The organism is Thetidibacter halocola, from assembly GCF_018224955.1.
Taxonomy (GTDB): Bacteria; Pseudomonadota; Alphaproteobacteria; order Rhodobacterales; family Rhodobacteraceae; genus Thetidibacter; species Thetidibacter halocola.
Genome location: NZ_JAGTUU010000005.1, coordinates 175,923 through 198,164, shown reverse-complemented (window position 1 = coordinate 198,164; position 22,242 = coordinate 175,923). Strand labels below are relative to the sequence as shown.

At 68.4% G+C, this 22,242-nt stretch carries 21 protein-coding genes; 8 read left to right on the top strand and 13 right to left on the bottom strand.

All coding sequences use genetic code 11. The features are described from left to right. Positions 1 to 128: 128 nt before the first annotated feature. The 9 genes from KB874_RS13680 to KB874_RS13640 form a co-directional block, all read right to left on the bottom strand. Positions 129 to 1,166 carry a succinylglutamate desuccinylase/aspartoacylase family protein gene (locus KB874_RS13680; protein ID WP_212537102.1) on the bottom strand — a complete coding sequence of 346 codons (1,038 nt, stop codon included), beginning with the start codon at positions 1,164 to 1,166 and terminating at the stop codon, positions 129 to 131. 9 nt (positions 1,167 to 1,175) lie between these two features. Continuing rightward, complete coding sequence (locus tag KB874_RS13675; protein ID WP_212537101.1) at positions 1,176 to 1,823, bottom strand: RluA family pseudouridine synthase; 648 nt, start codon at positions 1,821 to 1,823, stop codon at positions 1,176 to 1,178. A gap of 185 nt (positions 1,824 to 2,008) precedes the next feature. Continuing rightward, positions 2,009 to 4,456: a GcvT family protein gene (locus KB874_RS13670; protein ID WP_212537100.1), complete on the bottom strand. Its 2,448-nt coding sequence runs from the start codon at positions 4,454 to 4,456 to the stop codon at positions 2,009 to 2,011. 99 nt (positions 4,457 to 4,555) lie between these two features. After that, complete coding sequence (locus KB874_RS13665) at positions 4,556 to 5,449, bottom strand: homocysteine S-methyltransferase family protein (RefSeq protein ID WP_212537099.1); 894 nt, start codon at positions 5,447 to 5,449, stop codon at positions 4,556 to 4,558. Positions 5,450 to 5,534: 85 nt separating this feature from the next. Continuing rightward, the gene (locus KB874_RS13660; protein ID WP_212537098.1) at positions 5,535 to 7,973 is read right to left on the bottom strand and encodes a GcvT family protein; all 2,439 of its coding nucleotides are present in this window, start codon (positions 7,971 to 7,973) and stop codon (positions 5,535 to 5,537) included. Between the two features lie 11 nt (positions 7,974 to 7,984). Beyond that, positions 7,985 to 8,602 carry a LysE family translocator gene (locus tag KB874_RS13655; RefSeq protein WP_212537097.1) on the bottom strand — a complete coding sequence of 206 codons (618 nt, stop codon included), beginning with the start codon at positions 8,600 to 8,602 and terminating at the stop codon, positions 7,985 to 7,987. Further along, the gene (locus tag KB874_RS13650; RefSeq protein WP_249200486.1) at positions 8,599 to 8,988 is read right to left on the bottom strand and encodes a GFA family protein; all 390 of its coding nucleotides are present in this window, start codon (positions 8,986 to 8,988) and stop codon (positions 8,599 to 8,601) included. Before KB874_RS13650 ends, KB874_RS13655 begins: the two co-directional genes overlap by 4 nt. A gap of 7 nt (positions 8,989 to 8,995) precedes the next feature. Then, a complete protein-coding gene (locus tag KB874_RS13645) occupies positions 8,996 to 9,565 on the bottom strand; it encodes a helix-turn-helix domain-containing protein (RefSeq protein ID WP_212537096.1) in 570 nt (189 codons plus the stop codon). Between the two features lie 97 nt (positions 9,566 to 9,662). Next, positions 9,663 to 10,817, bottom strand: a complete 1,155-nt coding sequence (locus KB874_RS13640; RefSeq protein ID WP_212537095.1) for an acetyl-CoA C-acyltransferase — start codon at positions 10,815 to 10,817, stop codon at positions 9,663 to 9,665. 95 nt (positions 10,818 to 10,912) lie between these two features. On the opposite strand from KB874_RS13640, the gene KB874_RS13635 reads away from it, so the two are divergent. From KB874_RS13635 to KB874_RS13620, 4 genes are all read left to right on the top strand, one after another. Then, complete coding sequence (locus KB874_RS13635; protein ID WP_212537094.1) at positions 10,913 to 11,242, top strand: STAS domain-containing protein; 330 nt, start codon at positions 10,913 to 10,915, stop codon at positions 11,240 to 11,242. Between the two features lie 26 nt (positions 11,243 to 11,268). Beyond that, complete coding sequence (locus tag KB874_RS13630) at positions 11,269 to 11,724, top strand: ATP-binding protein (protein WP_212537093.1); 456 nt, start codon at positions 11,269 to 11,271, stop codon at positions 11,722 to 11,724. Positions 11,725 to 12,030: 306 nt separating this feature from the next. Beyond that, the gene (locus KB874_RS13625) at positions 12,031 to 13,608 is read left to right on the top strand and encodes a gamma-glutamyltransferase family protein (protein WP_212537092.1); all 1,578 of its coding nucleotides are present in this window, start codon (positions 12,031 to 12,033) and stop codon (positions 13,606 to 13,608) included. 146 nt (positions 13,609 to 13,754) lie between these two features. After that, positions 13,755 to 14,579 (top strand): transglutaminase-like domain-containing protein, encoded by an 825-nt coding sequence (locus KB874_RS13620; RefSeq protein ID WP_249200484.1) that lies wholly within the window; start codon positions 13,755 to 13,757, stop codon positions 14,577 to 14,579. A 45-nt stretch (positions 14,580 to 14,624) separates the two neighbouring features. On the opposite strand, the gene KB874_RS13615 is transcribed toward KB874_RS13620, so the two are convergent. From KB874_RS13615 to KB874_RS13600, 4 genes are all read right to left on the bottom strand, one after another. Then, positions 14,625 to 15,995: a glutamate--cysteine ligase gene (locus tag KB874_RS13615; RefSeq protein ID WP_212537091.1), complete on the bottom strand. Its 1,371-nt coding sequence runs from the start codon at positions 15,993 to 15,995 to the stop codon at positions 14,625 to 14,627. A 65-nt stretch (positions 15,996 to 16,060) separates the two neighbouring features. Further along, the gene (locus KB874_RS13610) at positions 16,061 to 16,585 is read right to left on the bottom strand and encodes a hypothetical protein (RefSeq protein ID WP_212537090.1); all 525 of its coding nucleotides are present in this window, start codon (positions 16,583 to 16,585) and stop codon (positions 16,061 to 16,063) included. Then, complete coding sequence (locus KB874_RS13605) at positions 16,582 to 17,430, bottom strand: GNAT family N-acetyltransferase (RefSeq protein ID WP_212537089.1); 849 nt, start codon at positions 17,428 to 17,430, stop codon at positions 16,582 to 16,584. Before KB874_RS13605 ends, KB874_RS13610 begins: the two co-directional genes overlap by 4 nt. Next, complete coding sequence (locus tag KB874_RS13600; protein WP_212537088.1) at positions 17,427 to 18,146, bottom strand: 16S rRNA (uracil(1498)-N(3))-methyltransferase; 720 nt, start codon at positions 18,144 to 18,146, stop codon at positions 17,427 to 17,429. The genes KB874_RS13605 and KB874_RS13600 overlap by 4 nt, the downstream gene beginning before the upstream one ends. Positions 18,147 to 18,158: 12 nt before the next feature. Between KB874_RS13600 and ubiA the strand changes: the two genes are divergently transcribed. The 4 genes from ubiA to KB874_RS13580 all read left to right on the top strand — a co-directional run bounded on the left by ubiA (position 18,159) and on the right by KB874_RS13580 (position 22,226). Further along, positions 18,159 to 19,124 carry a 4-hydroxybenzoate octaprenyltransferase gene (ubiA, locus tag KB874_RS13595; protein ID WP_212537087.1) on the top strand — a complete coding sequence of 322 codons (966 nt, stop codon included), beginning with the start codon at positions 18,159 to 18,161 and terminating at the stop codon, positions 19,122 to 19,124. Between the two features lie 62 nt (positions 19,125 to 19,186). Next, a complete protein-coding gene (locus KB874_RS13590; protein ID WP_212537086.1) occupies positions 19,187 to 21,091 on the top strand; it encodes an OmpA family protein in 1,905 nt (634 codons plus the stop codon). Then, entirely contained in the window at positions 21,078 to 21,404 is a 327-nt protein-coding gene (locus KB874_RS13585; RefSeq protein ID WP_212537085.1) for a hypothetical protein, read from the top strand. Before KB874_RS13590 ends, KB874_RS13585 begins: the two co-directional genes overlap by 14 nt. Before the next feature lie 162 nt (positions 21,405 to 21,566). Continuing rightward, positions 21,567 to 22,226, top strand: a complete 660-nt coding sequence (locus KB874_RS13580; RefSeq protein WP_212537084.1) for a histidine phosphatase family protein — start codon at positions 21,567 to 21,569, stop codon at positions 22,224 to 22,226. Positions 22,227 to 22,242: the final 16 nt, after the last annotated feature.

The window sequence follows — 22,242 nt, the reverse complement described above, 5'->3', positions numbered from 1 at the left end:
CCGAATGCGCGCCGTCACGGCGCGTCGCGCAAAGCGGAACAGACCTGTCCATGGGACGGCGTCATGCCCTGCACGCCCGACGGCCCAGGGCAGATCGAAGACCCGGCTGCGATGGAACGCGACGCGGCCTAGATGATCTCGTCCTCGTCGAAAAGCGGCGGCGCGTCCAGGTGCGATTCGAAGCCTTCGACGGCGGCCCGCGCGGCGCGCGGCATCGCCGGTTCGCCGATATGGAACAGCGCGTCGCCCTCGTTCACCACGGGCAGGTTGGTGCGGCCCACAACGATCCCCGCCGCCTCGGCACGGATCTCGATCTCGCGCTCGCCGAACGGGTCCGAGATGACGCCCAGCACGGTGCCCGGCTCGACCCAGTCGCCGGTGGCGCGCAACGTCCGCAACAGGCCGCCAGAGGGCGCACGCGCCCAGGACGACCGCTCGCACAGGACAGAGGGCCCGCGCGGGCGCGGCACCCCCCGCCCGGCGATCATGCCCAGCTGCGCCATCACGCGCAGGATCCCCGCCACCCCGGCGCGCGCCGCGAACTCGTCAAAGCGCAAGCCCTCGCCCGCCTCGTAAAGCAGCACGTCGACCCCCGCCCGTTCCGCCACCAGCCGCAGCGAGCCATCGCGCGTCCGCGACACCATCGTGACCGGCGCGGCAAAGGCATCGCCCAGCGCCCGCAGCCGGTCATTACCAGGCGTCAGGCGAAGCTGCGGCAGGTTGGTCCGGCCCACAGCCGCCGAATGCAGGTCGATCCCGATATCGCAGCGCAGCACGATCTGAGTCAGGAACAGGTCAGCCAGCCGTGCCGCCAGCGACCCCTCGTTGTGGCCGGGGAACGACCGGTTCAGGTCGCGCCGGTCGGGCAGGTAGCGCGACTGGTTGAGAAAGCCGAAGGCGTTGACGATCGGCACCGCGATCAGCGTGCCCGCGAGGTGTTTCAGCGGCGCGGCGCGCAACAGGCGGCGGACGATTTCGACCCCGATCACCTCGTCGCCATGCACCGCCGCCGAGACGAACATCACCGGGCCCGAACGGCGGCCGTGGATCACATGCGCCGACAGCGTGACGGGGGTGTGATCCGACAGGACCGAAACCGGCAGGTCGACCGTGGCGCGCGCCCCGGGCGCGATGGCCTTGCCGCCCAGCAGGAATGGTCCGGGCATGACGTCTCCTCAGAAGGGGGCCTTGGCGCGGAATGTCATCCCGCGTCCATTTTCGGGATGATTCAACCGCAGTTCCTCGGCATGCAGCATCAGGCGCGGATACTGCCCTGCCGTCTCGACCGCGTAAAGCGGGTCGCCGAGGATCGGGTGCCCCAGCGCCAGCATGTGCACCCGCAACTGATGACTGCGCCCGGTTTTCGGGAAAAGCCGCACGCGGGTCTCGTCGTCGCTTGCGCTCATCACCTTCCAGTCGGTCAGCGCGGGCCTGCCGGTCTCGTGGCAGACCTTTTGCAGCGGCCGGTTGGGCCAATCGACGATCAACGGCAGATCGACCGTGCCGGTCTTCGGCTCCAGCCGTCCCTTGAGACGCGCGAGATAGGTCTTGCGCACCTTGCGCGCCTCGAACTGCTGGCCCAGCGATTTCTGCGCATGGGCGGTCAGGGCAAAGACCATGACGCCGGACGTGTCGCGGTCCAGCCGGTGCACCAGCCGCACGGTCGGGAACGCCTTTTCGAGCCGGGTGAGCAAACAGTCGGCCAGGTCCTCGCCCTTGCCCGGCACCGACAGCAGCCCGGCCGGCTTGTCGACGATCAGCAGGTCGCTGTCCTCGTGCAGGACGGGAATCTCTCCTTTGGGCGGGTCGTAGGGTGTGATCATGCCCGGCGTTTCGCATGGGTTGCGGTCGCGGACAAGGTGGGGGCTCTGCCCCCGTCTCGCCTGCGGCGAGCCTCCCCCGGAGTTAATCGGGCAAGACGAAGCTGCGAAAGGCTGCCGGCTTCTTCTGGCTTCAAATATCCTGGGGGAGTCCGCCGCAGGCGGACGGGGGCAAAGCCCCCTTCCCCTTACGCCTTCACCCGGTCCGACTTCGGGTCGTAGAGCGGCTTGAGCGAGGCCGTCGCCGCGACGCGCCGACCCGCCACGTCGATCTCGAAGGACGAGGCCAGCAACGCTTCGGCGCTTTCGCCCTTGCAGGGAACATAGCCAAGGCCCACCGCCCCGCCGAGGTGGTGGCCGTAAGAGCCCGACGACAGGTGCCCCACGATCCGGCCGTCACGCAGGATCGGCTCGTTGTGATACAGCAGCGGTTCGGGATCGTTCAGAAGGAACTGGACGAGGCGGCGATCGAGACCCGCCTCGCGCTTGCGCAGCACCGCCTCGCGGCCTATGAAATCCGGCTTGTCGGTCTTCACTGCAAAGCCGAGGCCCGCCTCAAGCACGTGATCCTCGCAGGTGATGTCGTGGCCGAAATGGCGGAAGGCCTTTTCCGACCGGCAGCTGTCCATCGCGTGCATGCCGCAGAGTGTCAGGCCGTGGTCCTGCCCCGCCTCGGCGATGGTCTCGAAGACATGGCCCGCCATGTCGGACGAGACATAGACCTCCCATCCCAGTTCGCCGACATAGGTGACGCGGTGCAGCCGGGCGAGGCCCATGCCGAGTTCCACCTCGCGGGCGGTGCCGAAGGGGAAGGCGTCGTTGTCCAACGGGTCGGGCGTGACCTGCGCCAGAAGCGCGCGCGCCTTTGGCCCCATGACCGCGAGGCAGCCCTCGGACGCGGTCATGTCGGTGATCGTGGCCCGCGCCTCGCCCAGGTGGCGGCGCAGCCAAGTCTCGTCGGCGAGGCGCGTGGCGGCGGGGGTGATCACGAGGTAGGCGGTCTCGGACAGGCGGGTGACGGTGACGTCGGCCTCGATCCCGCCCCTCGCGTTGAGGAACTGGGTGTAGACGATGCGGCCCGGTTCGACGTCCACCTGGTTGCCGCAGACGCGGTTGAGGAAGGCCATCGCATCCGGGCCCTCGACCCGCAGCTTGCCGAAGCTGGACATGTCGTACATGCCGACGCCTTCGCGCAGCGCCTTGTGCTCGGCGGCGCGGTTGTCGAACCAGTTCTGGCGGCCCCAGGAATATTCGTACTCCCGCGCCTGGCCGGGATTCGCATACCAGTTGGCGCGTTCCCATCCGGCAAGCTCACCGAAGACCGCGCCGCGCGCCTCGAGATGGGCGTGGAAGGGCGAGCGGCGGATGCCGCGCGCGGTGGCCTTTTGCCGGTAGGGGAAGTGGTCGGCATAGAGCAGGCCCAGCGTTTCGCTGACGCGTTGGGCCAAGTAGCGGCGGTTGCGCTGGAAGGGCTGCGCGCGGGCGATGTCAACGTCGCCCAGGTCGAAGGGCTTTTCGCCCGCGTCCATCCATTGCGCCAGCGCCATGCCCGCGCCGCCCGCCGACTGGATGCCGATCGAGTTGAACCCGGCGGCGACCCAGACATTCGCCATGCCTGGCGCCTGGCCGAGGTAATAGGCGTTGTCGGGGGTGAAGCTTTCGGGCCCGTTGAAGAAGGTGTGGATGCCGGCCTGCCCGAGGATCGGCATGCGGTTGACGGCGGCTTCGAGGATCGGCTCGAAATGGTCGAAATCCTCGGGAAGCTGGTCGAATTCGAAAGCCTCGGGGATGCCCTGCAGGCCCCAGGGTTTCGATTTCGGCTCGAAGGCGCCAAGCATCAGCTTGCCCGCGTCTTCCTTGTAATAGGCACACTCATCCGGCACGCGCAGGACGGGCAGAGAGGTCAGGCCCGCGATGGGTTCCGACACTATGTAGAAATGCTCGCAGGCCTGAAGCGGCACGGGGGCGCCCAACATCGTGCCCACCTCGCGGCCCCACATGCCGGCGCAGTTGACGACCTGTTCGCAGGCGATGGTTCCGGTGCTGCCATCCTCAGACTGCCAATTGACAGCTGTCAACTTGTCGTTTGTTTTTAATGCTTTAGTAACTTTTACCCCTTCGGCCACCACGGCGCCGCGCATCCGTGCGCCCTTGGCCATGGCCAGCGCGATGTTGCCCGGATCGCCCTGCCCGTCCTTGGGCAGGTAGACGCCGCCCACCACGCCGTCGGTGTTGAGATGGGGGTATTTCGCCGCGATCTCGGACACGCCGATCTCGTCGATCTCGACCCCGAAGGCGCGGGCCATGGCGGCGGAGCGGCGCAGTTCCTCGTGCCGTTCCTGGGTCAGCGCGACGGTGATCGAGCCCACGCGGCGGAAGCCGGTGGCGAGGCCGGTTTCCTCCTCGAGCCGTCCGTAGAGTTCCTGGCTGTATTTCGCGAGCCGCGTCATGTTGGCGGTGGCGCGCAGTTGCGCGATGAGGCCCGCCGCGTGCCAGGTGGTGCCGGAGGTCAGGCGCTTGCGTTCCAGGAGGACGACGTCGGTCCAGCCGAGCTGGGTCAGGTGGTAGGCGACGGAGCAACCGACGACGCCGCCACCGATGATGACGACGCGGGCGTGGGTGGGGATATTCGTCATGGCGGTGCGATCCTTGGGTTGGGGAGGCACGGGGGCTCTGCCCCTGCCGCCCTTGCAGGGCGGCTACCCCGGAGTTTATCGGGCAAGATGAAGGGGCCGTCAGGTGATGGTGTATCCTGCGACGCGCAGGCGGCGGGCGATCTCGGCGATATGGGCGGGGCCGGTCTCGCAGCAGCCGCCGACGATGGTGGCGCCCATCTGGACCCAGGCCATGACGTGGGAGGCGTAGATCTCGGGACCCATGTCGCGGCGCGGCTGGAGCGCGTCGACGGTGGGGGCGTCCTGCAGGAACTCCTTGGTGATGCGGGTGAAGCCGTTGGCATAGGCGCCGAAGGGCAATGTGGTGCGGGCGAAGCGCATGAGGGCGGCGGGCATCGCCTCGGGCGCGGAGCAGTTGGCGAGGATCGCCGTGGCGCCGTCCTGCGCGATGGCGAGCGCCTCGTCGACCGGCTCGCCCGAGCGCAGGCGGGTGCCGTCCTCGTCGTCGAGGGTGAGGGCGAGCCAGACGGGTTTGCCCGTGGTGCGCGCCCCTTCGAGGGCGGCGCGGGCATGGGCGAGCGAGGCGACGGTTTCGCAGATGAAGAGATCGACGCCGGGGGCGAGGATCTGCGCCACCTCGGCATAGAGGGGGACGGCGTCGGCGTGGGCGGGATGGATGTCGGGCCGGTAGGAGGCGGCGAGCGGGCCGATGGAGCCCGCGATCCTGAGGTTTTCACGATCACCACGGGCGGCCTGCGCCTCGGCCAGGGCAGCGTGGTGAAGGGCCTCGAACCTGTCCTCGATGCCGGCGCGGCGGAGACGGTCGCGGTGGATGGCGTAGGTGTTCGTCGTGGCGACGGTGGCGCCCGCGGCGAAGTAATCCTCGTGCACCTGCTGCACGAGGCCGGGGCGGTCCATCATCACCTGGGTCGACCAGAGCGGCGTGGGTGCATCACCGGCGCGGCGGATCAGTTCCTGGCCCATGCCGCCGTCGAGAAGCGTGATCGCGGTCATGCGTTGCCTCGCGTGCAGGGGGGCTCTGCCCCCGTCTGCCTGCGGCAGACTCCCCCGGAGTTTGACTGGCAAGATGAAGCGGCGGTCATGCCTTGATCCTTTCGTTCTGCGCATCCCAGATCGGGCCATCGCCCAGCACGGTGGCAGGGCGGCGCTCGCCGAAGATGTCGATCTCGAGTTCTGTGCCCGGCGCGGTCAGGTCGGTGCGGATCATGGCCAGCGCGACGGAGTGGCCGACGCGGTAGCCCCAGGCGCCCGCCGTGGCCTCGCCCACGATGGTGTCGCCCTGCCGGATCGTCGCCATGTAGGGGGTGTCGGCGGGGCCTGCCTCGACCCTCAGCACGGCGAAGCGCTTGGTCGGGCCGGTGGCGCGTTCCTGTTCCAGCGCCGCCTTGCCGGGGAAGGGTTTCGACCAGTCGATGAAGCGGTCCAGCCCGCCTTGCAGCAGGGTGTAATCGGTCGAGAGGTCGCCTTTCCACGCGCGGTAGGCCTTTTCGACGCGCAGGGCGTTGAGGGCGAACATGCCGAAGGGTTTCGCGCCCGCGCCCGTGACCGCATCCCAGATCGCGGGGGCATCAGCGGCGGCGCAGTGGATTTCCCAGCCGAGTTCGCCCGCGAAGGAGACGCGCATCAGCGTGACTGGCTTGCCCGCGACCGTCGCCTGCTGGACCGAGAGCCATGGCAGGGACAGGTCAGCGTCGGTGAGCGGGGCGAGGATGGCGCGGGATTGCGGGCCGGTCACGAGAAGACAGTCGAAATCCGCGCTTTCGTCGGTGACGGTGACGCCCTCGGGCAGGCCGGTCGTCAGCACGTCGCGGTCATGCCATTGCGCCACGGCGGCGGTGATGAGCAGCAGGTCCTCGTCGGAGGAGGGGATCACCGACATCTCGGTCAGGATGCGGCCGCGCGTGTCGGGGAAATAGGCGAGGCCGACGCGGCCCGGTTTCGGTAGGCGCGAGCAGGTGAGGCCATCGACATGCGCGCGCGCGCCGGGGCCCTGCACCCGCAGGCGGGTGAAGCCGGAGATGGCGAGGACGCCCGCGTGGTCGCGAACCGCCGCGCACTCCTCCTCGATGCGGGGCTGGAAGGGGCCGGAGCGGTCCCAGGTGTGGGTCGCCTCCTCGGACGTGTCGTCGCCCGGTTGCGCGAACCAGTTGGCGCGTTCCCAGCCGTTGTAGACGCCGAATTGCGCGCCTGCCGCCTTGAGCCGGTCATGCAGGGCCGAGGTGCGGCGGTCGGGGGCGGCGGGCCAGCGGTGCCAGGGGAAATGCATCGCGTATTCGTGGCCGTAAGTCTCGAGCGCCTTGTCGATGCAGTATTGCGGGTCGGTGTAGTCGGTGTAGCGGCGCGGATCGACCGCCCACATGTCCCACTCGGTGCAGCCCTCTGTGACCCATTCCGCCAGCACCTTGCCCGCGCCGCCGGACTGGGTGATGCCGAAGGTGAAGACGCAGGCCTCGAAGGCGTTGGGCACACCCGGCATCGGGCCGATCAGCGGCAGACCGTCGGGGGCGTAGGGGATCGGGCCGTTGATGTTGCGGCCCACCCCGCCCTCGCCCAGCAGCGGCACGCGCGCCATGGCGTCCTCGATGTACCATTCCAGCCTCTCGAGATCGTCGGGATAGAGCTGAAAGCTGAAATCCTCGGGCATGGGATCGTCGGGCGTGACCCAGTGCGCCTTGCAGTTGCGCTCATACGGGCCGAGATTCAGGCCGTACTTTTCCTGTCGCAGGTAGTAGGAGCTGTCGACATCGCGCAGTAGGGGCAGCTTGCGGTTGCCCGTGCTTTCGCACCATTCGCGGATGGCGGGGATTTCCTCGGTCAGGAAATACTGGTGCGACATGACCGCCATCGGCACGGTGCGGCCGCCGAAGGGCTTGAACCACTCGCCGACGCGCTGCGCGTAGTAGCCGGCGGCGTTCACCACCTTCTCGCAGCGGATGTCGCCCTTGGGGGTGTGGATCACCCACTCGCCCTTGTCGCGGGACACGCCCGTAGCGGGGCAGAAGCGTTCGATCCGGGCACCCGCCATGCGCGCGCCCTTGGCCAGCGCCTGGGTCAGCTGGGCGGGGTCGATGTCGCCGTCGTCGGGGTCGTAGAGCGCACCGGCGAGGTCATGCGTTTCGAGGAACGGGTAGCGGGACTTGAGGTCGCCGACCTGCATCATCTCGAGGTCCATGCCCTGGTAGCGGCCCATGCTGACGGCGCGTTCGAATTCCTGGATGCGTTCGCGGCTGTGGCCAAGGCGGATCGAGCCGGTCACGTGGTAGTTCATCGGGTAATCCACCTCGTCCGCGAGGCGGCGGTAGAGATCGAGCGAGTAGCGCTGCATGTTCATCACCGCCCAGCTTGTGCTGAACGAGGGGCAGTTGCCCGCCGCGTGCCAGGTCGACCCGGCAGTCAGTTCGTTCTTTTCCAGCAGGACCACGTCCCAGCCTGCCTTGGCGATGTGATAGGCGCAGGAGGCCCCGACGGCGCCGCCGCCGATGATGACGACACGGGTGTGGCTGGGCAGGTCGGACATGGGCGTTCCTTTCAGTCGATGACGAGGCGGGCGGCGAGGCCGCCAAAGACGAGGGCGGAGAAGCGGTTGAGCGCACGGGCGTGGCGGCGCATGGGCGCGGCCAGCGCACCCGCCGCCGCGCCGTAGGCGCCGTTGATGACAAGGCCGCTGGCGGCGAAGAGCAGGCCGAGCACGACCATCTGCGCGGCCACGGGGCCGCGCGCGGGATCGGTGAACTGCGGCAGGAAGGCGAGGATGAACAGCGCCACCTTGGGGTTGAGGACGTTGGTCAGCGCGCCCTTGGCGAAGGCCGCGCGCAGGCCTTGCGCCGCGCGCCGCGTCCGGGCCGGGTCGGCGTTCCAGAGGCGGACCGCCAGCCAGACCAGGTAGGCCGCGCCGATCCACTTGACGATATCCAGCACGCCGGGATGGGCCTGCATCACCGCCGCCATGCCCCCAGCGGTCAGCGCAACATGCACGAGGCAGCCCGTCGAGATGCCCGCGGCGGCGGCGATTCCCGCCTTCCAGCCCTGCGAGGCGCCGCAGGCGGTGGCGAACATCACGTCCGACCCGGGCGTCACGTTCAGCGCGACACCCGCCGCCATGAAGACCGCCAGCGTCGCCGGGTCGAGCAGGGTGAACAGGATCATGTCTGCGGCACTCCGTCCGTGATCGCGTAATAGTCGCCCTTGTCGGCGGTGAAGATGTGCTTTTGCAGCGTCACGCCGGTGGGGCCGTCGATGGCGCCGAGGGCGATGCTGACGGCGTCCTCGCCCTGCCCCTGCCAGAAGAGGAAGGCGCCGCAGCCGGGGCAGATGCCGCGGTTCGCCCGCTCTGACAGCGTGATCCAGCGCACCGGTCCGTCGATGGTCAGCGCCGCTTGCGCCACCTGCGCCGAGGACCAGGCAAAGCCGCTCATCTTGCGGCACTGGCCGCAATGGCAGACGGAGGCGCCCGTCGGCGTGGCACTGACGGTGAAGCGGACCTGTCCGCAGGCACAGCTGCCCCGCATCGGCTGTCTGTCGCGCGGTTCCATGCGGACCTCAATAGACCGGCGGGGCGATCACCCAGATCGCGACCGCAGGCTTGTCGTAGGGGTTGTCCCAGCGGAACGGCTCTCCGCGAATGCGGAAACTGTCGCCGGGGCGGATGGTGAAACGGTCCTCGCCGATCTCGATGTCCATCTTGCCCGAGACGAGGAAGGCCAGTTCCTGCGTCGGGCGCGTCACCGGCTCGGGCAGGGCCGTGCGGGCCTCGAAGGTGGAATGCACCACCTCGAAATCGTCCGTCAGGTCGGGCGAGAGCAGTTCCTCGACCAGCCCCGGGACCCGCGCGCCGATGGGGCGGCGGGCGTCGGCGCGGACGATGCGACCGGCCTCCTGCGGGGTTTGCGGGTGGTGGCAGGACAGCATGGCTACAGACACGTCCAGCGCCCGCGCCAGGTGGCGCAGGTCGGTCAGAGAGGGCTCCGAGAGGTCGCGCTCGACCTGGCTGAGCCAGCCAACCGAGCGGTCGAGCGTGGCCGAAAGCTGTTGCAGCGTCAGCCCGCGCGCCCGCCGAAGGGCGCGGATGTCGGCACCGAGGGTGCTGGGCGTGAGTCGGGTCTGCTGCATGGAATCGGTGAAAAACGGGCGATGATTTTCACCGTGCGGCAGGGCCGTGAAAAATCCAAGGAAAATTTCACGACCCCGATGGAATTTCTTGCGGCGATCAAATCCGCTCGATGGCGATAGCGGTGCCCTCGCCGCCACCGATGCAGATCGCGGCGATACCCCGGCGCAGCTTGCGCTTTTCCAGCGCGTTGAGCAGCGTCACCATGATCCGCGCCCCCGAGGCCCCGATCGGGTGGCCCAGCGCGCAAGCGCCGCCGTTCACGTTCACCACGTCGCGCGGCAGGCCCATCTCCTTCATGAAGGCCATGGGCACCACGGCAAAGGCCTCGTTCACCTCCCAGAGGTCCACGTCCGATGCCTTCCAGCCGAGTTTCTCCAGCAGTTTGCGGGCGGCAGGCACGGGCGCGGTCGGGAAATCCTTGGGCGCCTGCGCGTGGCTTGCATGACCGCGGATGCGGGCGCGGGCATTGTTGGCCTCGGTCGACAGGACCAGCGCCGCCGCGCCATCCGAGATCGACGAGGAATTCGCCGCCGTCACCGTGCCGTCCTTGCGGAATGCTGGCTTCAGCATCGGGATCTTCTCGGGCCGGGCGCGGGCGGGCTGTTCGTCGCGGGTGATGATTTCCTCGCCGTTGCGGGCGTGGATCGTCACGGGTGCGATCTCGTCCTCGAAGGCGCGGGAGCGTTCCGCCTCCAAGGCGTTCGACAGCGAGGCCAACGCATACTGGTCCTGCGCCTCGCGGGTGAACTGGAAGGCCGAGGCGCAATCCTCGGCGAAGGTGCCCATCAGGCGGCCCTTGTCATAGGCATCCTCGAGCCCGTCGAGGAACATGTGGTCCACGACCTGGGCATGGCCGATCCGCGCACCGCCGCGCATCTTGGGCAGCATGTAGGGGGCGTTGGTCATGCTCTCCATACCGCCCGCGACGATGGTGGTGGCATCGCCCAGCACCAGCCGGTCGAAGGCCATCATCGCCGCCTTCATGCCCGATCCGCACATCTTGTTCAGCGTGGTGGCCGGCACCTCTTCGCCGAGGCCCGCGGCGAACCCCGCCTGTCGCGCCGGCGCCTGGCCCTGCCCCGCGGGCAGCACGCAGCCCATGAGCAACTCGTCCACCGCGGGGCGGCCCGCCTGCGACAGCGCTGCGCGGATCGCCGTTCCGCCCAGTTGTGCCGCGCTGACATCCGACAGGATGCCCTGGAACCCGCCCATCGGAGTCCGCGCCGCGCCGGTGATGAAGATGTTCCGCATGATCCGTTCCTCCGATGCCCCATCCCTGCATACCGGATGGTAAGGAATCCCGTCTAGGGTCCATGACCGGGAACTCATGACAAGAGACACTGACAATGCTGACGACACGACAGGATACACGCGCCGCCATCGTGACGGTCGACGTGGACAGGATCGACGCCGCCGTCGCGATCGAATTCAAGGACCAGATGCGGGCCGCCATCGCGGACTCGGATGGTCGCGTGGTGCTGGATCTGTCCAGGGTCGGCTTTGTCGATTCCAGCGGGCTCGGGGCCATCGTCGCCGCGATGAAGCTGATGCCGACCGGACGCAAGCTGGAACTGGCCGGCCTGACGGAGAACGTGGACAAGGTCTTTCGCATGACACGGATGGACTCGATCTTCACCATCCACCGGACGATCGACACCGCCGTTCCGAACGCCTGAGGCTGGACGAGACCGATTTGCGCGCCATGACCTCCGATCCGACGGACCCCGGAAGCACCAGCCTGACGCTGGTCGCGGAGGCCACGCTGAGCGGCAACAGGGCCGTGCTACTGGACCTGCGGCGCCACCTGGCCAAGGCTGGCCATCCGGCGGCGCGGGGCGGTGCATGGGAACTGGTGATCGCCGAGGCGTTGAACAACATCGTCGAGCACGCCTATGCCGGGCGCGATGATGGCATGATCCGCGTCGACCTGCGCTGGAGCGACACACAGATGCAGGCCGACCTGGTGGATGACGGCACCCCGATGCCCGGCGGGACCCCTCCGGGCGACACCGACACACTTGATCGCATCCGAACCGAAACCCTGCCCGAGGGCGGCTTTGGCTGGGGTCTGATCCACACGCTGGTCTCGCACCTGGACTACCGGCGCGAGGGCGGGTGCAACCATCTTTCGCTGACGATACCGCTGGATCCGGCCTGACGGATCGCCGGATCGGACTCCGCCAACAAAAGACCCGAATTGCCGCCCAGATTCGCCGCAAACACCGTCTATCCCTGATCCTGTAGCTGCATATGGCTTCCCCCGGCATCGCGCGCAATCAGCCCCCACCCTAGCGCGGTGCCGGGGTCTTTGCATGTCGCGCACCGCGACACCACGGCAAGGACACGCCACCGACCCGGCCAATCGCCTCGGCATCGACGTTCCAGCCGCATCCCCCTGCATGCCACCCGTTGACGCCCCCTCGCCCCGGTCTATGCTCGCGCTCCAGCGAGGGAGACAAGAACTATGCGCGATTTCCATCTGCCCGGCCGGTCGGCCGTGCTGGCCACCAACGGCCTATGTGCCACATCGCATCCGCTGGCAGCAGGCGCCGCCGTGGACATCCTGAAAGCCGGCGGCAACGCCGTCGACGCGGCCATCGCCGGCGCGGTGATCCTGGGCCTGGCCGAACCGGCCATGACCGGCATCGGCGGCGACTGTTTCGCCCTGATCTCGCCCGCGGGCAGCGAAGAGGTCATCGCGGTGAACGGCTCGGGCCGCGCACCGGCGGCGGCGGACGCGGCCAACCTGCGCGCCGCGGGCCATGACGTGGTGCCGCCGCGTTCGGCCCATGCGGTGACGATCCCCGGCGCCATTGACGCCTTTTGCACCATGTCGGAAAACTGGGGCCGCCTCGGCCTTGCCGACAGCCTCGCCCCGGCGATCCGCTATATGGAGGACGGCATTCCCGTCGCGTCGCGCGTGGCCTGGGACTGGTCCGAATACCACGGCGACCTGCAAGGCCACGGCGTCAAGCACTACACCAGGGGCGGCCAGCCCTACCACCTGGGCGAGATCTTTGCCCTGCCCGGCAATGCCGAGGTGCTGCGCCGGATCGCCAGCCAGGGCCGCGACGGGTTCTATACCGGCGAGGTCGCCGAGGACATGGTCGCGGCGCTGAACGCGGTGGGCGGCGTGCATACGCTGGAGGATTTCGCCGCCAACCGGACCACCATCGGCGAACCCATCGGCGGCTTCTACAAGGGTCGCGAACTGCTCGAGCATCCGCCGAACGGCCAGGGCGTGACGGCGATCCTGCTGCTGGGCATCCTGTCGCATTTCGACATAGCCGCGATGGACCCGTTCGGCGCGCAGCGCACCCATATCGAGGCCGAGGCGGCGAAACTGGCCTATGACGCGCGCAACCGCTTCCTGTCGGATGCCGACCACATGAAGCGGCTCGATCACCTGATGGCGCCCGAGACGGCGGCGAAACTGGCCGCGCTGATCGACCCGAAACGTGCGATGGCCTCGCCCGCCGAGGTCTCCGAGACGGTGCACAAGGAAACGATCTACATCACCGTGGTCGACAAGGATCGCATGGCGGTGTCGCTGATCTACTCGGTGTTCAACGATTTCGGGTCGGGGATCGCATCGGACAAGTTCGGCGTGCTGTTCCAGAACCGCGGCGCGGGCTTTACCCTGGCCGAGGGGCATCCGAACGAGATGAAGGGCGGCAAGCGCCCGATGCACACGATCATCCCCGGCATCCTGCGCGACAATGGCCGCGTGACCATGCCCTTCGGCGTGATGGGAGGGCAGTACCAGCCCAACGGCCATGCCCGCGTCATCACCAACATGACCGATTTCGGGATGGACCCACAGGCGGCGCTGGACGCCCCGCGCAGCTTTGCCGAGAAAGGCCAGTTGAAGCTGGAACGCGGCTATTCCGACGCGGTGCGCGCCGAACTGGCGGGCCTTGGGCATGACGTGGTCACCGCCGACGGGCCGATCGGCGGCGCGCAGGCGATCCTGATCCACGAGAACGGCGTCCTCGAAGGGGCGTCAGACCCGCGCAAGGACGGCTGCGCCATCGGCTACTGACCAACGGAAACGCTGCAACGGCAGGCATATGCGCCCATGTGCCTGCCGTTTCCATCCGATCAGCCCCGACAGGCAAAGACATTGCCGAATGGCCCTGATAAAGTCGGCCAGAGGGCCCGAGTACCGGGCCCGACGGGGGAAAGATCATGCGCCTGCACCTTGGATGCCGGTTGTCCTACAGCCTGCCGCAACCGACCCCGATGATCCTGCTGCTGACCGTGCACCACTCGCGCGCCAGCGATATCGAACGGCCCGACCTGCTGGTCTCGACCCCGTCCGTGCCGCTGGAAAGCTATCGCGACGGGTTCGGCAACTGGTGCACGCGCCTCGTGGCACCGACCGGTGCTTTCACCGTCTCGACCGACGGCATCCTGCGGGACGCGGGCCTGTCGGATCCGGTGCAAACCGATGCCGTGCAACACCCGGTCGAACACCTGCCCGCCGAGGTGCTGTCCTACCTGCTGCCCAGCCGCTATTGCGAAACCGAGTTGCTGGGCGAGTTTGCGTGGAAAAATTTCTCTGGGCCGATGAGCGGCTGGCAGCGCGTGCAGGCGGTCTGCGATTTCGTGCACAACCATGTGCGCTTTGGCTATGAACACTCGCGCCCCACCCGCACCGCCGCCGAAGCGTTCCGCGAGCGGGTCGGCGTCTGCCGCGACTTCACCCATCTCGCCATCGCGCTGTGCCGCAGCCTGAACATCCCGACGCGCTATTGCACCGGCTATGTCAGCGACGTTGGTCAGCCGCCGCCCTACGCGCCGATGGATTTCGCCGCCTGGATGGAGGTCTACCTGGGCAACCAATGGTGGGTGTTCGATCCGCGCAACAACGACACGCGGTTCGGCCGCGTGTTGATCGCGCGGGGCCGGGATGCGGCGGACGTGCCGCTGACGCACAGTTTCGGCCAGCACCAGCTGACCGATTTCGCGGTCTGGATCGACGAGGCGGCCGAAGCCGGTCCGTCCGCCTGATCCGGGTGCGCAGAGCCTGAGAGGCGGGGCAGCGCCCCGCCCGCGTCAGTAGGAATATTCGGAATAGATCCGGGTCAGGTCGCCGTTCCAGTCGCCGTTGTAATGGTCCAGCAACTCGTCCGCCGGGGCCTTGCCGCTTTCGACGCTTTCCTCAAGCGCGTGCAGGAAGTGCCGCTCGTCCGGAACCATGCCGTTCAGACCGGTCCTGGCCCGCGCCCGCAGCCCTTCCTTGGCGATGGCGACCGTCTCGCGCGCAAGCTCCAGCATGGAGATGTCGCCCACCCGCGCGTGCAGCCCGTCGACCGATGCCGCGACTCGCAGCGCCTCGCGCGTCTCGGCGTCCCAGCCCTTGACCAGGTCCCATGCCGCGTCCAGCGCGGTCTGGTCGTACATCAGGCCGACCCAGTAGGCCGGCAGCGCGCAGAGGCGCCGCCACGGGCCACCATCGGCGCCGCGCATCTCGATGTATTTCTTGATGCGCGCCTCGGGGAAGACGGTGGTCAGGTGATCCGCCCAGTCCGACAGGGTCGGCGTCTCGCCCGGCAGGGCCGGCAGCCGGCCTTTCAGGAAGTCGCGGAAGGACATGCCCAGCGCGTTGATGTACTTGCCGTCGCGATAGACGAAATACATCGGCACATCGAGCACGTATTGCACCCAGGATTCAAAGCCGAAGCCCTCGTCGAAGACGAAGGGCAGCATGCCGGTGCGGGCATCGTCGAGGTGCCGCCAGACGCGCGAACGCCACGATTTGTGACCGTTCGGCTTGCCCTCGAAGAAGGGCGAGTTCGAAAACAAAGCGGTGGCGACCGGTTGCAGCGCCAACGCCACGCGCAGCTTCTGCACCATGTCTGCCTCGGACGCGAAATCGAGGTTCACCTGCACGGTGCAGGTGCGGCGCATCATGGTTGTGCCGGCGGTGCCGACTGTCTGCATGTAGCCGTCCATCAGCTTGTAACGGCCCTTGGGCATTAGCGGCATGTCGTCATGCGACCAGATCGGCGCAGCCCCCAGCCCGATGAAGCCCACCCCGATCTCGTCGGCGATGTCCTTGACCTCGCGCAGGTGTTCGTTCACCTCGTCGCAGGTCTGGTGGATGGTTTCCAGCGGCGCGCCCGACAGTTCCAGCTGCCCGCCCGGCTCAAGACTGATGTTGGCCCCGCCCTTGACCAGCCCGATCAGGTTGCCGCCCTCTTCGACCGGCGACCAGCCGTGGCGGTCACGCAGGCCCGAAAGAACGGCCATGATCGAACGCGGCCCGTCATAGGGCAGCGGCCGCAGCGTGTCCTTGCAATAGCCGAACTTCTCGTGCTCGGTGCCGATACGCCATTGATCCTTGGGCTTGCAGCCGGATTCGAGATACTCGGCCAACTGTTCGTGCCGCTCGATCGGGCCGCCGCCGGACTGGGGGATGGACATGGGCCTGCGCCTCGCTCTGGTTCCTGCCGCAACGCGGGCAGGCATGGGCGGAAACCTGGTCCGTGTCAATGCAGGCGCGGTGTGCTTTCCCGCGCAGAGGCGCGCTGCCAGACGGTAAGGGGATCGCCGCCGCGCGCCTGCATGTGGCGTAGCATCGCCTCGGTGTGCAGGCCCGGCAGCGTGGCGAAGGCGTCGAACAGCCCGTCCGCCCCCTCGGCGGTCAGGGGAATCGCCAGTGGCGGCTCTCCCGGGCGGTGCAGGATCCAGTGCGGCGGGTCGGCGCGCGGGTCGAGGATCAGCCGGCTGAGCGATTGCACGTCGGCGATACCGCCACCGTGCGGGCCGAAATAGGCGATGCGCCCCTCGACCACCTGCACCACGCCCGGCCCGCCCTTCCCGGCGGCAAAGCGCGCCCGTTGCAGCCCGGCAAAGGTCAGCGCACCGCCCGCCAGCGCAACGGCATAGCCGATCCAGTGCAGCACGCCGCCGCCGGTGAAGAAGCTCCAGTACAGGCCCAGCGCCAGCACTGCCGCGCCGATCAACGCATCGCGGAAGCGGGCCAGAGCAGTGGCGGCCTCGGGGCGGATCACGTCAGCGGGCCCAACATGCGGGGGGTCCGCAGCAGGGCGACACGGTAATCGCCGACCCGCTCGAATCCCAGCCGTTCATAGACGGACGCCGCCGCGGGCGAGGCGGCAAAGAGGATCGCCACCGTGGCGTCGCCCGCCGCGTCGCCCAGCAGCCCCGCGGTCGCCCGTCCTCCGCGCCCCTGCCCGCGCAGGTCTTCGGGAACAAAGACCGCGCCCAGTTGCACCGCCGTGCCGGCCCGCGCGTTGATCCCGGCCATGGCCACCGGCGCGCCGTTCTCGATCAGCAGCCGCAGATCGGCCGAGCCGATGGCCGCCCCTGCCCGCGCCTCTGCCATCGCGTCTGCGGTGTCGGGCCCGGCGGTGCCGGTTTCGAGCAGGTAGGCGCGGAACCAGTCGGTCAGCAGGGGCTGGTCGGCCGGAGTGGCGGCGCGCGTCTCGGCCTCGGGCAGGTCTGCGGGAAGCGCCAGGCGATAAAGCGGCTCGACCCGGTTCAGCGCCCAGGCCTCTGGCGGGATGCGCAGCGCGTCAAGGATCAGCCCCGCCTGGACTGCGTCCCCGGTCATGCCCCGCAGCGTGTAGCCTTGCAGCAGGTGGGCATAGGTCTGCGCCTCTGTCGTGTTCAGGCCGGGCAACTGGCAGATCAGCATGCCGCCATTGGTGCAGCCGAAGACGCCGGTGATCCCGTCGCCGGTCTCGCGCAGGAAGAAAGCGGTGCCGTTGGGATGGCTGACATTGTCCATGCCATGCGCCTCGAGGTTGCCAAGCAGGAACATCGAGCTTTCGACATGGCGGTCGAGGAATTCGGCGATGGCGCCGATGTCACCGGCATTGGCCTTGCGGATCATGTCCAGTCTCCCAGCTTGGTCTGCCACAGCGTCAGCGCGGCGACGGCGGCGGTGTCGGCGCGCAGGATGCGCGGGCCCAGCGCCACCGGATGCGCCAAGGGCAGCGCGCGCAGGCGGTCGCGCTCGGATGGGGAAAAGCCGCCCTCGGGACCGATCAGGATGGCCCAGGGGCCGGGCGCGTCGGGCAGGCCGCGCGCCTCGCCCACCAGCGCCTCGTCGCAGAACATGAGCCTGCGCCCCTCGGGCCAGTCCGCCAGCAGCCGGTCGAGCCGTTGCAGGTCTGCGACCTCGGGGACAAAGGTGCCGCCGCATTGTTCTGCCGCCTCGACGGCATGGGCCTGGAGACGGTCCTGCCGGATCCGTTCGGCATTGGTGAAGTCGGTCTGCACCGGCAGGATGCGCCGCGCGCCCATCTCTGTCGCCTTCTCGACGATGAAATCGGTGCGCGCCTTCTTGATCGGCGCAAAGATCAGCCAGAGGTCGGGCGGCATCGCCTGCGGCGCGCTTTGCTCGCGGCAGTCCAGCACGCCGCCGCGCTTGCCGGCCTCCACGACCTCGGCCTGCCACTCGCCATGCTGGCCGTTGAACAGCGCCACGCGGTCGCCCGAACCCAACCGCATCACGCCAAACAGGTAATGCGCCTGCTCCTTCGTCAGGGCGACGGCTTGTCCCTCGGCCAGAGGGTGCGTAACACAGAGGCGAACCTTTGCAGACATGGGGCGCACCATATGACCGGCACGAACCAGACGCCAGAGGCCGAGGGACAGGTCCGCGACGCGGTCAAGGGCAACTGGGTCGACACCCGCGCGCCCGCCTGGACGCGGCCCTACCTGCGCCTGTCGCGCGCCGACCGTCCTATCGGGACGTGGCTGTTGCTGCTGCCCTGCTGGTGGGGGCTGCTGCTGTCGATGGTGGCGGATGGGCAGGCCCGCTGGTTCGACCTGTGGATCTTCGTCGGCTGCGGCATCGGCGCGGTGCTGATGCGCGGCGCGGGCTGCACCTGGAACGACATCACCGACCGGGACATCGACGGCTCGGTGGCGCGCACCGCATCGCGGCCGATCCCGTCGGGACAGGTGACGGTGAAACAGGCGCTGGCCTGGGCGGTGATCCAGTGCCTGGTCGCTTTCTGCATCCTCATCACCTTCCCGCTGGCCGCCATCGGGCTGGGCGTGCTGGCGCTGCTGCCGGTCGCCATCTATCCCTTTGCCAAGCGGTTCACCTGGTGGCCGCAGGTCTTCCTGGGCATAGCGTTCAACTGGGGCGCGCTGCTGGCGTGGACGGCCCATTCCGGGCGACTGGAAAGCCCGGCGGTGGTGCTGTATCTGGCGGGCATGGCCTGGACGCTGTTCTACGACACGATCTATGCCCACCAGGACAAGGAGGACGACGCCCTTATCGGCGTCAAATCCACCGCGCGGCTGTTCGGAGAGGACACGCCGAAATGGCTGGCGCGGTTCATGGTGGCGACGGTCGCGCTGATGGGCGTGGCCATCGTGGCTGCCGTGCCCGAGGGCGAGATCCTGCAACTGGTGATCCTGCTGTGCGGTCCCTGGGCGATGGGCTGGCACATGATGTGGCAGTTGCGGAGCGTGAAACTGGACGACAATGACCGCCTGCTGAGCCTGTTCCGGTCGAACCGCGACGCCGGGCTTATCCCCGTGCTGTTTTTCGCCGCCGCCCTTCTCGCCTGATTGCATCGACGGGCTGCGGGGCTTATCTGGGTCAGACCGAGCCACAGGGACCGATTTCCGACATGCGCCTGTCTTCGATCGCCACCATTGCCGGCAGTTTCGCCGCGGCCGGAGTCGTGAGTGTCGTCGCCGCCTACTTCTCGGCCCAGCTGGTCGAAAGCGCCTCGCGCACCGCCGTCCTGACCGAACTGGACATGGAAGGCCTGACCTGGGCCGAGGTCGACACCAACGGGCTTCAGGTCTTTCTGATCGGCACCGCGCCGGACGAGGCCACGCGTTTTCAGGCGCTGTCGGCAGCGGGGCGCGCGGTGGATGCGGCGCGGGTCATCGACAACATGCTGGTCCTTGAGGGCGCCGAACTGACCGCGCCTGACTTCTCGGTCGAGATCCTGCGAAACGATGCCGGGATTTCGGTCATCGGACTGATCCCGGCGCAGTCCGACCGTGACGCGCTGCTGGACACGCTGGGTGGACTGGTTGGCCAAGGCACGCTGTCGGACCTGCTGGAGACCGCCGATTTCGAGGTGCCCGACGGCTGGGAGGCGGCGCTGCGCTTTGCCTCCGGTGCGTTGCGCGACCTGCCCCGGTCGAAGATCTCGGTCAGCGCCGACCGGGTGGCGATCAAGGCCATGACCGAAAGCGCAGAGGCCAAGCGCCGGCTGGAAAGCGACCTGCGCCGCCGCGTGCCCACGGGCGTCGCACTGGAACTGGACCTGTCGGCGCCGCGCCCGGTCATTACCCCCTTCACGCTGCGCTTCGTCATCGACGAGGCGGGCGCGCGGTTCGACGCCTGTTCCGCCGATACCGAGGAAAGCCGCGACCGCATCCTGGCCGCCGCGGCCCGCGCCGGAATGACTGGCGACGCCACCTGCACGCTGGGCCTGGGCGTGCCGTCGCGCCGCTGGGCCGACGCCGCCGACCTGGTCATCGGCAAGCTGGCCGAACTGGGACAGGGGTCTGTCACCTTCTCGAACGCCGATATCTCTCTGATCGCGGTCGAAGGCACCGACGAGGCGCTGTTCGACCGCATCGTCGGCGAGATCGAGGCCGGCCTGCCGCAGGTCTTCGCCCTGACCGCCGTGCTGCCCAAGCCGCCGGAACAGACCGCCGAAGGCCCGCCGGAATTCGTCGCCACCCTGTCGCCCGAGGGCGCGGTGCAACTGCGCGGCCGTCTGTCCTCCGAGATCGCCCGCCAGACCGCCGACAGCCTCGCCCGCGCCCAGTTCGGCTCGGCCGAGGTCTATACCGCGGCGCGGGTCGTCGAGGGGCTGCCCCGCGACTGGCCGGTGCGCACGCTGGCCGGAATCGAGGTTCTGGCGATGCTGGCCAACGGCTCTGTCACGGTCACGCCCGACCGAATCGCCGTGACCGGCAAGACCGGGCTCCAGGACGCGCAGGCCGAGATCACCCGCCTGCTCAGCGACAAGCTGGGTGAGGGCAACGAGTTCGACATCGACGTGATCTATGTCGAACAACTGGACCCCACGCTGGGGCTGCCCTCTCCCGAGGAATGCGAACGGCGCATCATCACCGTGGTCGGCGACCGCAAGATCACCTTCGAGCCGGGATCGGCCACGCTGGACTCCTCGGCCAAGGACATTCTCGACGAACTGGCCGAGTTGCTGAAGACCTGCGGCGAGATCCCGCTGGAGATCGGTGGCCACACCGACAGCCAGGGCCGCGAGGTCATGAACGAGCAGCTGAGCCAGGAACGCGCGCAATCCGTGCTCGACGCGCTGCGGTTGCGGCTTGTGCCGGTGCGGTCCTACGCCGTAAAGGGGTATGGGGAAAGCCAGCCCATCGCCGACAACGGCACCGAGGACGGGCGCGAGGCCAACCGGCGAATCGAATTCCGCCTGCTGCGCCCCGAGCCGGTGGAAGAAGGCGCGACGACACTGGAAGAGGTGGAAGGCGCACCGCCAGGGATCGCGGACGCGCAGGAAGGAAGCGGGGATGAACAGAACTGAATTCATCGTCACCACGGCGATCATCCTTTTTGTGGCGTTCTGCCTGGGCTGGTTCGCCCACTGGCTGATCCACCGCTTCACCCGCGTGAGCCAGGCCGACATGGACCAGCTCGAGCGGATGAGCCAGGAATTGCACGAGGCCGAGGAAACCCGCGACCAGGCGATCACCTACCTGCAACAGCGCGAGGCCGAACTGACCAACCAGTTGGCCCAGACAGAGGCCGAACTGTCTGCCGCCATGGACGGCCTGCGCGAGGCCCGTCGCGAGGCCGAGGAATACCGGATGTATGCCGAGCGCCAAGGCCGCGCCTGACCCGGCGGTCTGCCAGGCGGGCCGTCGACGGGGGCCCTGCCCCCACGTCCCGGACGCTGTCCGGGCCTTTCCCCGGGATATTTGCAGCCAGAAGAACCCGTGGGCGGTTTCCTTTTTCCCAGACGCCCGCTAAGGGCCGGACCGGCGCAAGGGAGGCTGTCCATGTCATTCGTCACACTCGTCCGCCACGGCCAGGCCAATTCCGCTGCCCGAGACGAGGGCGGCTATGACCGGCTGAGCGATCTTGGCTGGCAGCAATCGCGCTGGCTGGGCGCGTATTTCCGTTCTGCCGGCGATGTCTTTGCCCGCGTTCATACCGGCACGCTGCGCCGGCACCTGGAGACCACCGAGGCCATCGCCGCCGATTGCGCGGCCGAGCCGGTGCGCGACGAGCGCCTGAACGAGCTGGAATATTTCACCATGGCCCAGGCCATGGCCGAGCAGCACGGCATCCCTGTTCCCGTCGACCGCGAGGGATTCGTCTCGCACCTGCCGATGCTGTTCCGCCACTGGCAGGAGGGGCGGCTGGACGGGGTGCCGGAAAGCTTCGACTCATTCGAACGCCGCGTCGACGATGCGATCCGCGAGATCGCCGCCGGACAGGGTCGCGCGCTGGTGGTGACAAGCGGCGGGTTGATCGGCATGGCGATGCGGTTGGTCATGGGGCTCGACCTGCAGACGATGGCGCATCTCTGCCTTGCGATCGAGAACAGCTCTGTCCACCGGCTGCAACCGCTGCCGACGGGGCTGGCGATGACGCAGTTCAACGCTCTGCCGCATCTGGACACGCCGGACCGGCAGCACGCGCGCAGCCATCTTTAAGCCCACGCCCCGGCGC

Bases quoted from the DNA above. Each gene is read 5' to 3' on its own strand.
- KB874_RS13680 (WP_212537102.1), bottom strand. From the start codon at position 1,166: ATGCCCGGACCATTCCTGCTGGGCGGCAAGGCCATCGCGCCCGGGGCG.
- KB874_RS13675 (WP_212537101.1), bottom strand. From the start codon at position 1,823: ATGATCACACCCTACGACCCGCCCAAAGGAGAGATTCCCGTCCTGCAC.
- KB874_RS13670 (WP_212537100.1), bottom strand. From the start codon at position 4,456: ATGACGAATATCCCCACCCACGCCCGCGTCGTCATCATCGGTGGCGGC.
- KB874_RS13665 (WP_212537099.1), bottom strand. From the start codon at position 5,449: ATGACCGCGATCACGCTTCTCGACGGCGGCATGGGCCAGGAACTGATC.
- KB874_RS13660 (WP_212537098.1), bottom strand. From the start codon at position 7,973: ATGTCCGACCTGCCCAGCCACACCCGTGTCGTCATCATCGGCGGCGGC.
- KB874_RS13655 (WP_212537097.1), bottom strand. From the start codon at position 8,602: ATGATCCTGTTCACCCTGCTCGACCCGGCGACGCTGGCGGTCTTCATG.
- KB874_RS13650 (WP_249200486.1), bottom strand. From the start codon at position 8,988: ATGGAACCGCGCGACAGACAGCCGATGCGGGGCAGCTGTGCCTGCGGA.
- KB874_RS13645 (WP_212537096.1), bottom strand. From the start codon at position 9,565: ATGCAGCAGACCCGACTCACGCCCAGCACCCTCGGTGCCGACATCCGC.
- KB874_RS13640 (WP_212537095.1), bottom strand. From the start codon at position 10,817: ATGCGGAACATCTTCATCACCGGCGCGGCGCGGACTCCGATGGGCGGG.
- KB874_RS13635 (WP_212537094.1), top strand. From the start codon at position 10,913: ATGCTGACGACACGACAGGATACACGCGCCGCCATCGTGACGGTCGAC.
- KB874_RS13630 (WP_212537093.1), top strand. From the start codon at position 11,269: ATGACCTCCGATCCGACGGACCCCGGAAGCACCAGCCTGACGCTGGTC.
- KB874_RS13625 (WP_212537092.1), top strand. From the start codon at position 12,031: ATGCGCGATTTCCATCTGCCCGGCCGGTCGGCCGTGCTGGCCACCAAC.
- KB874_RS13620 (WP_249200484.1), top strand. From the start codon at position 13,755: ATGCGCCTGCACCTTGGATGCCGGTTGTCCTACAGCCTGCCGCAACCG.
- KB874_RS13615 (WP_212537091.1), bottom strand. From the start codon at position 15,995: ATGTCCATCCCCCAGTCCGGCGGCGGCCCGATCGAGCGGCACGAACAG.
- KB874_RS13605 (WP_212537089.1), bottom strand. From the start codon at position 17,430: ATGATCCGCAAGGCCAATGCCGGTGACATCGGCGCCATCGCCGAATTC.
- KB874_RS13600 (WP_212537088.1), bottom strand. From the start codon at position 18,146: ATGTCTGCAAAGGTTCGCCTCTGTGTTACGCACCCTCTGGCCGAGGGA.
- ubiA (WP_212537087.1), top strand. From the start codon at position 18,159: ATGACCGGCACGAACCAGACGCCAGAGGCCGAGGGACAGGTCCGCGAC.
- KB874_RS13590 (WP_212537086.1), top strand. From the start codon at position 19,187: ATGCGCCTGTCTTCGATCGCCACCATTGCCGGCAGTTTCGCCGCGGCC.
- KB874_RS13585 (WP_212537085.1), top strand. From the start codon at position 21,078: ATGAACAGAACTGAATTCATCGTCACCACGGCGATCATCCTTTTTGTG.
- KB874_RS13580 (WP_212537084.1), top strand. From the start codon at position 21,567: ATGTCATTCGTCACACTCGTCCGCCACGGCCAGGCCAATTCCGCTGCC.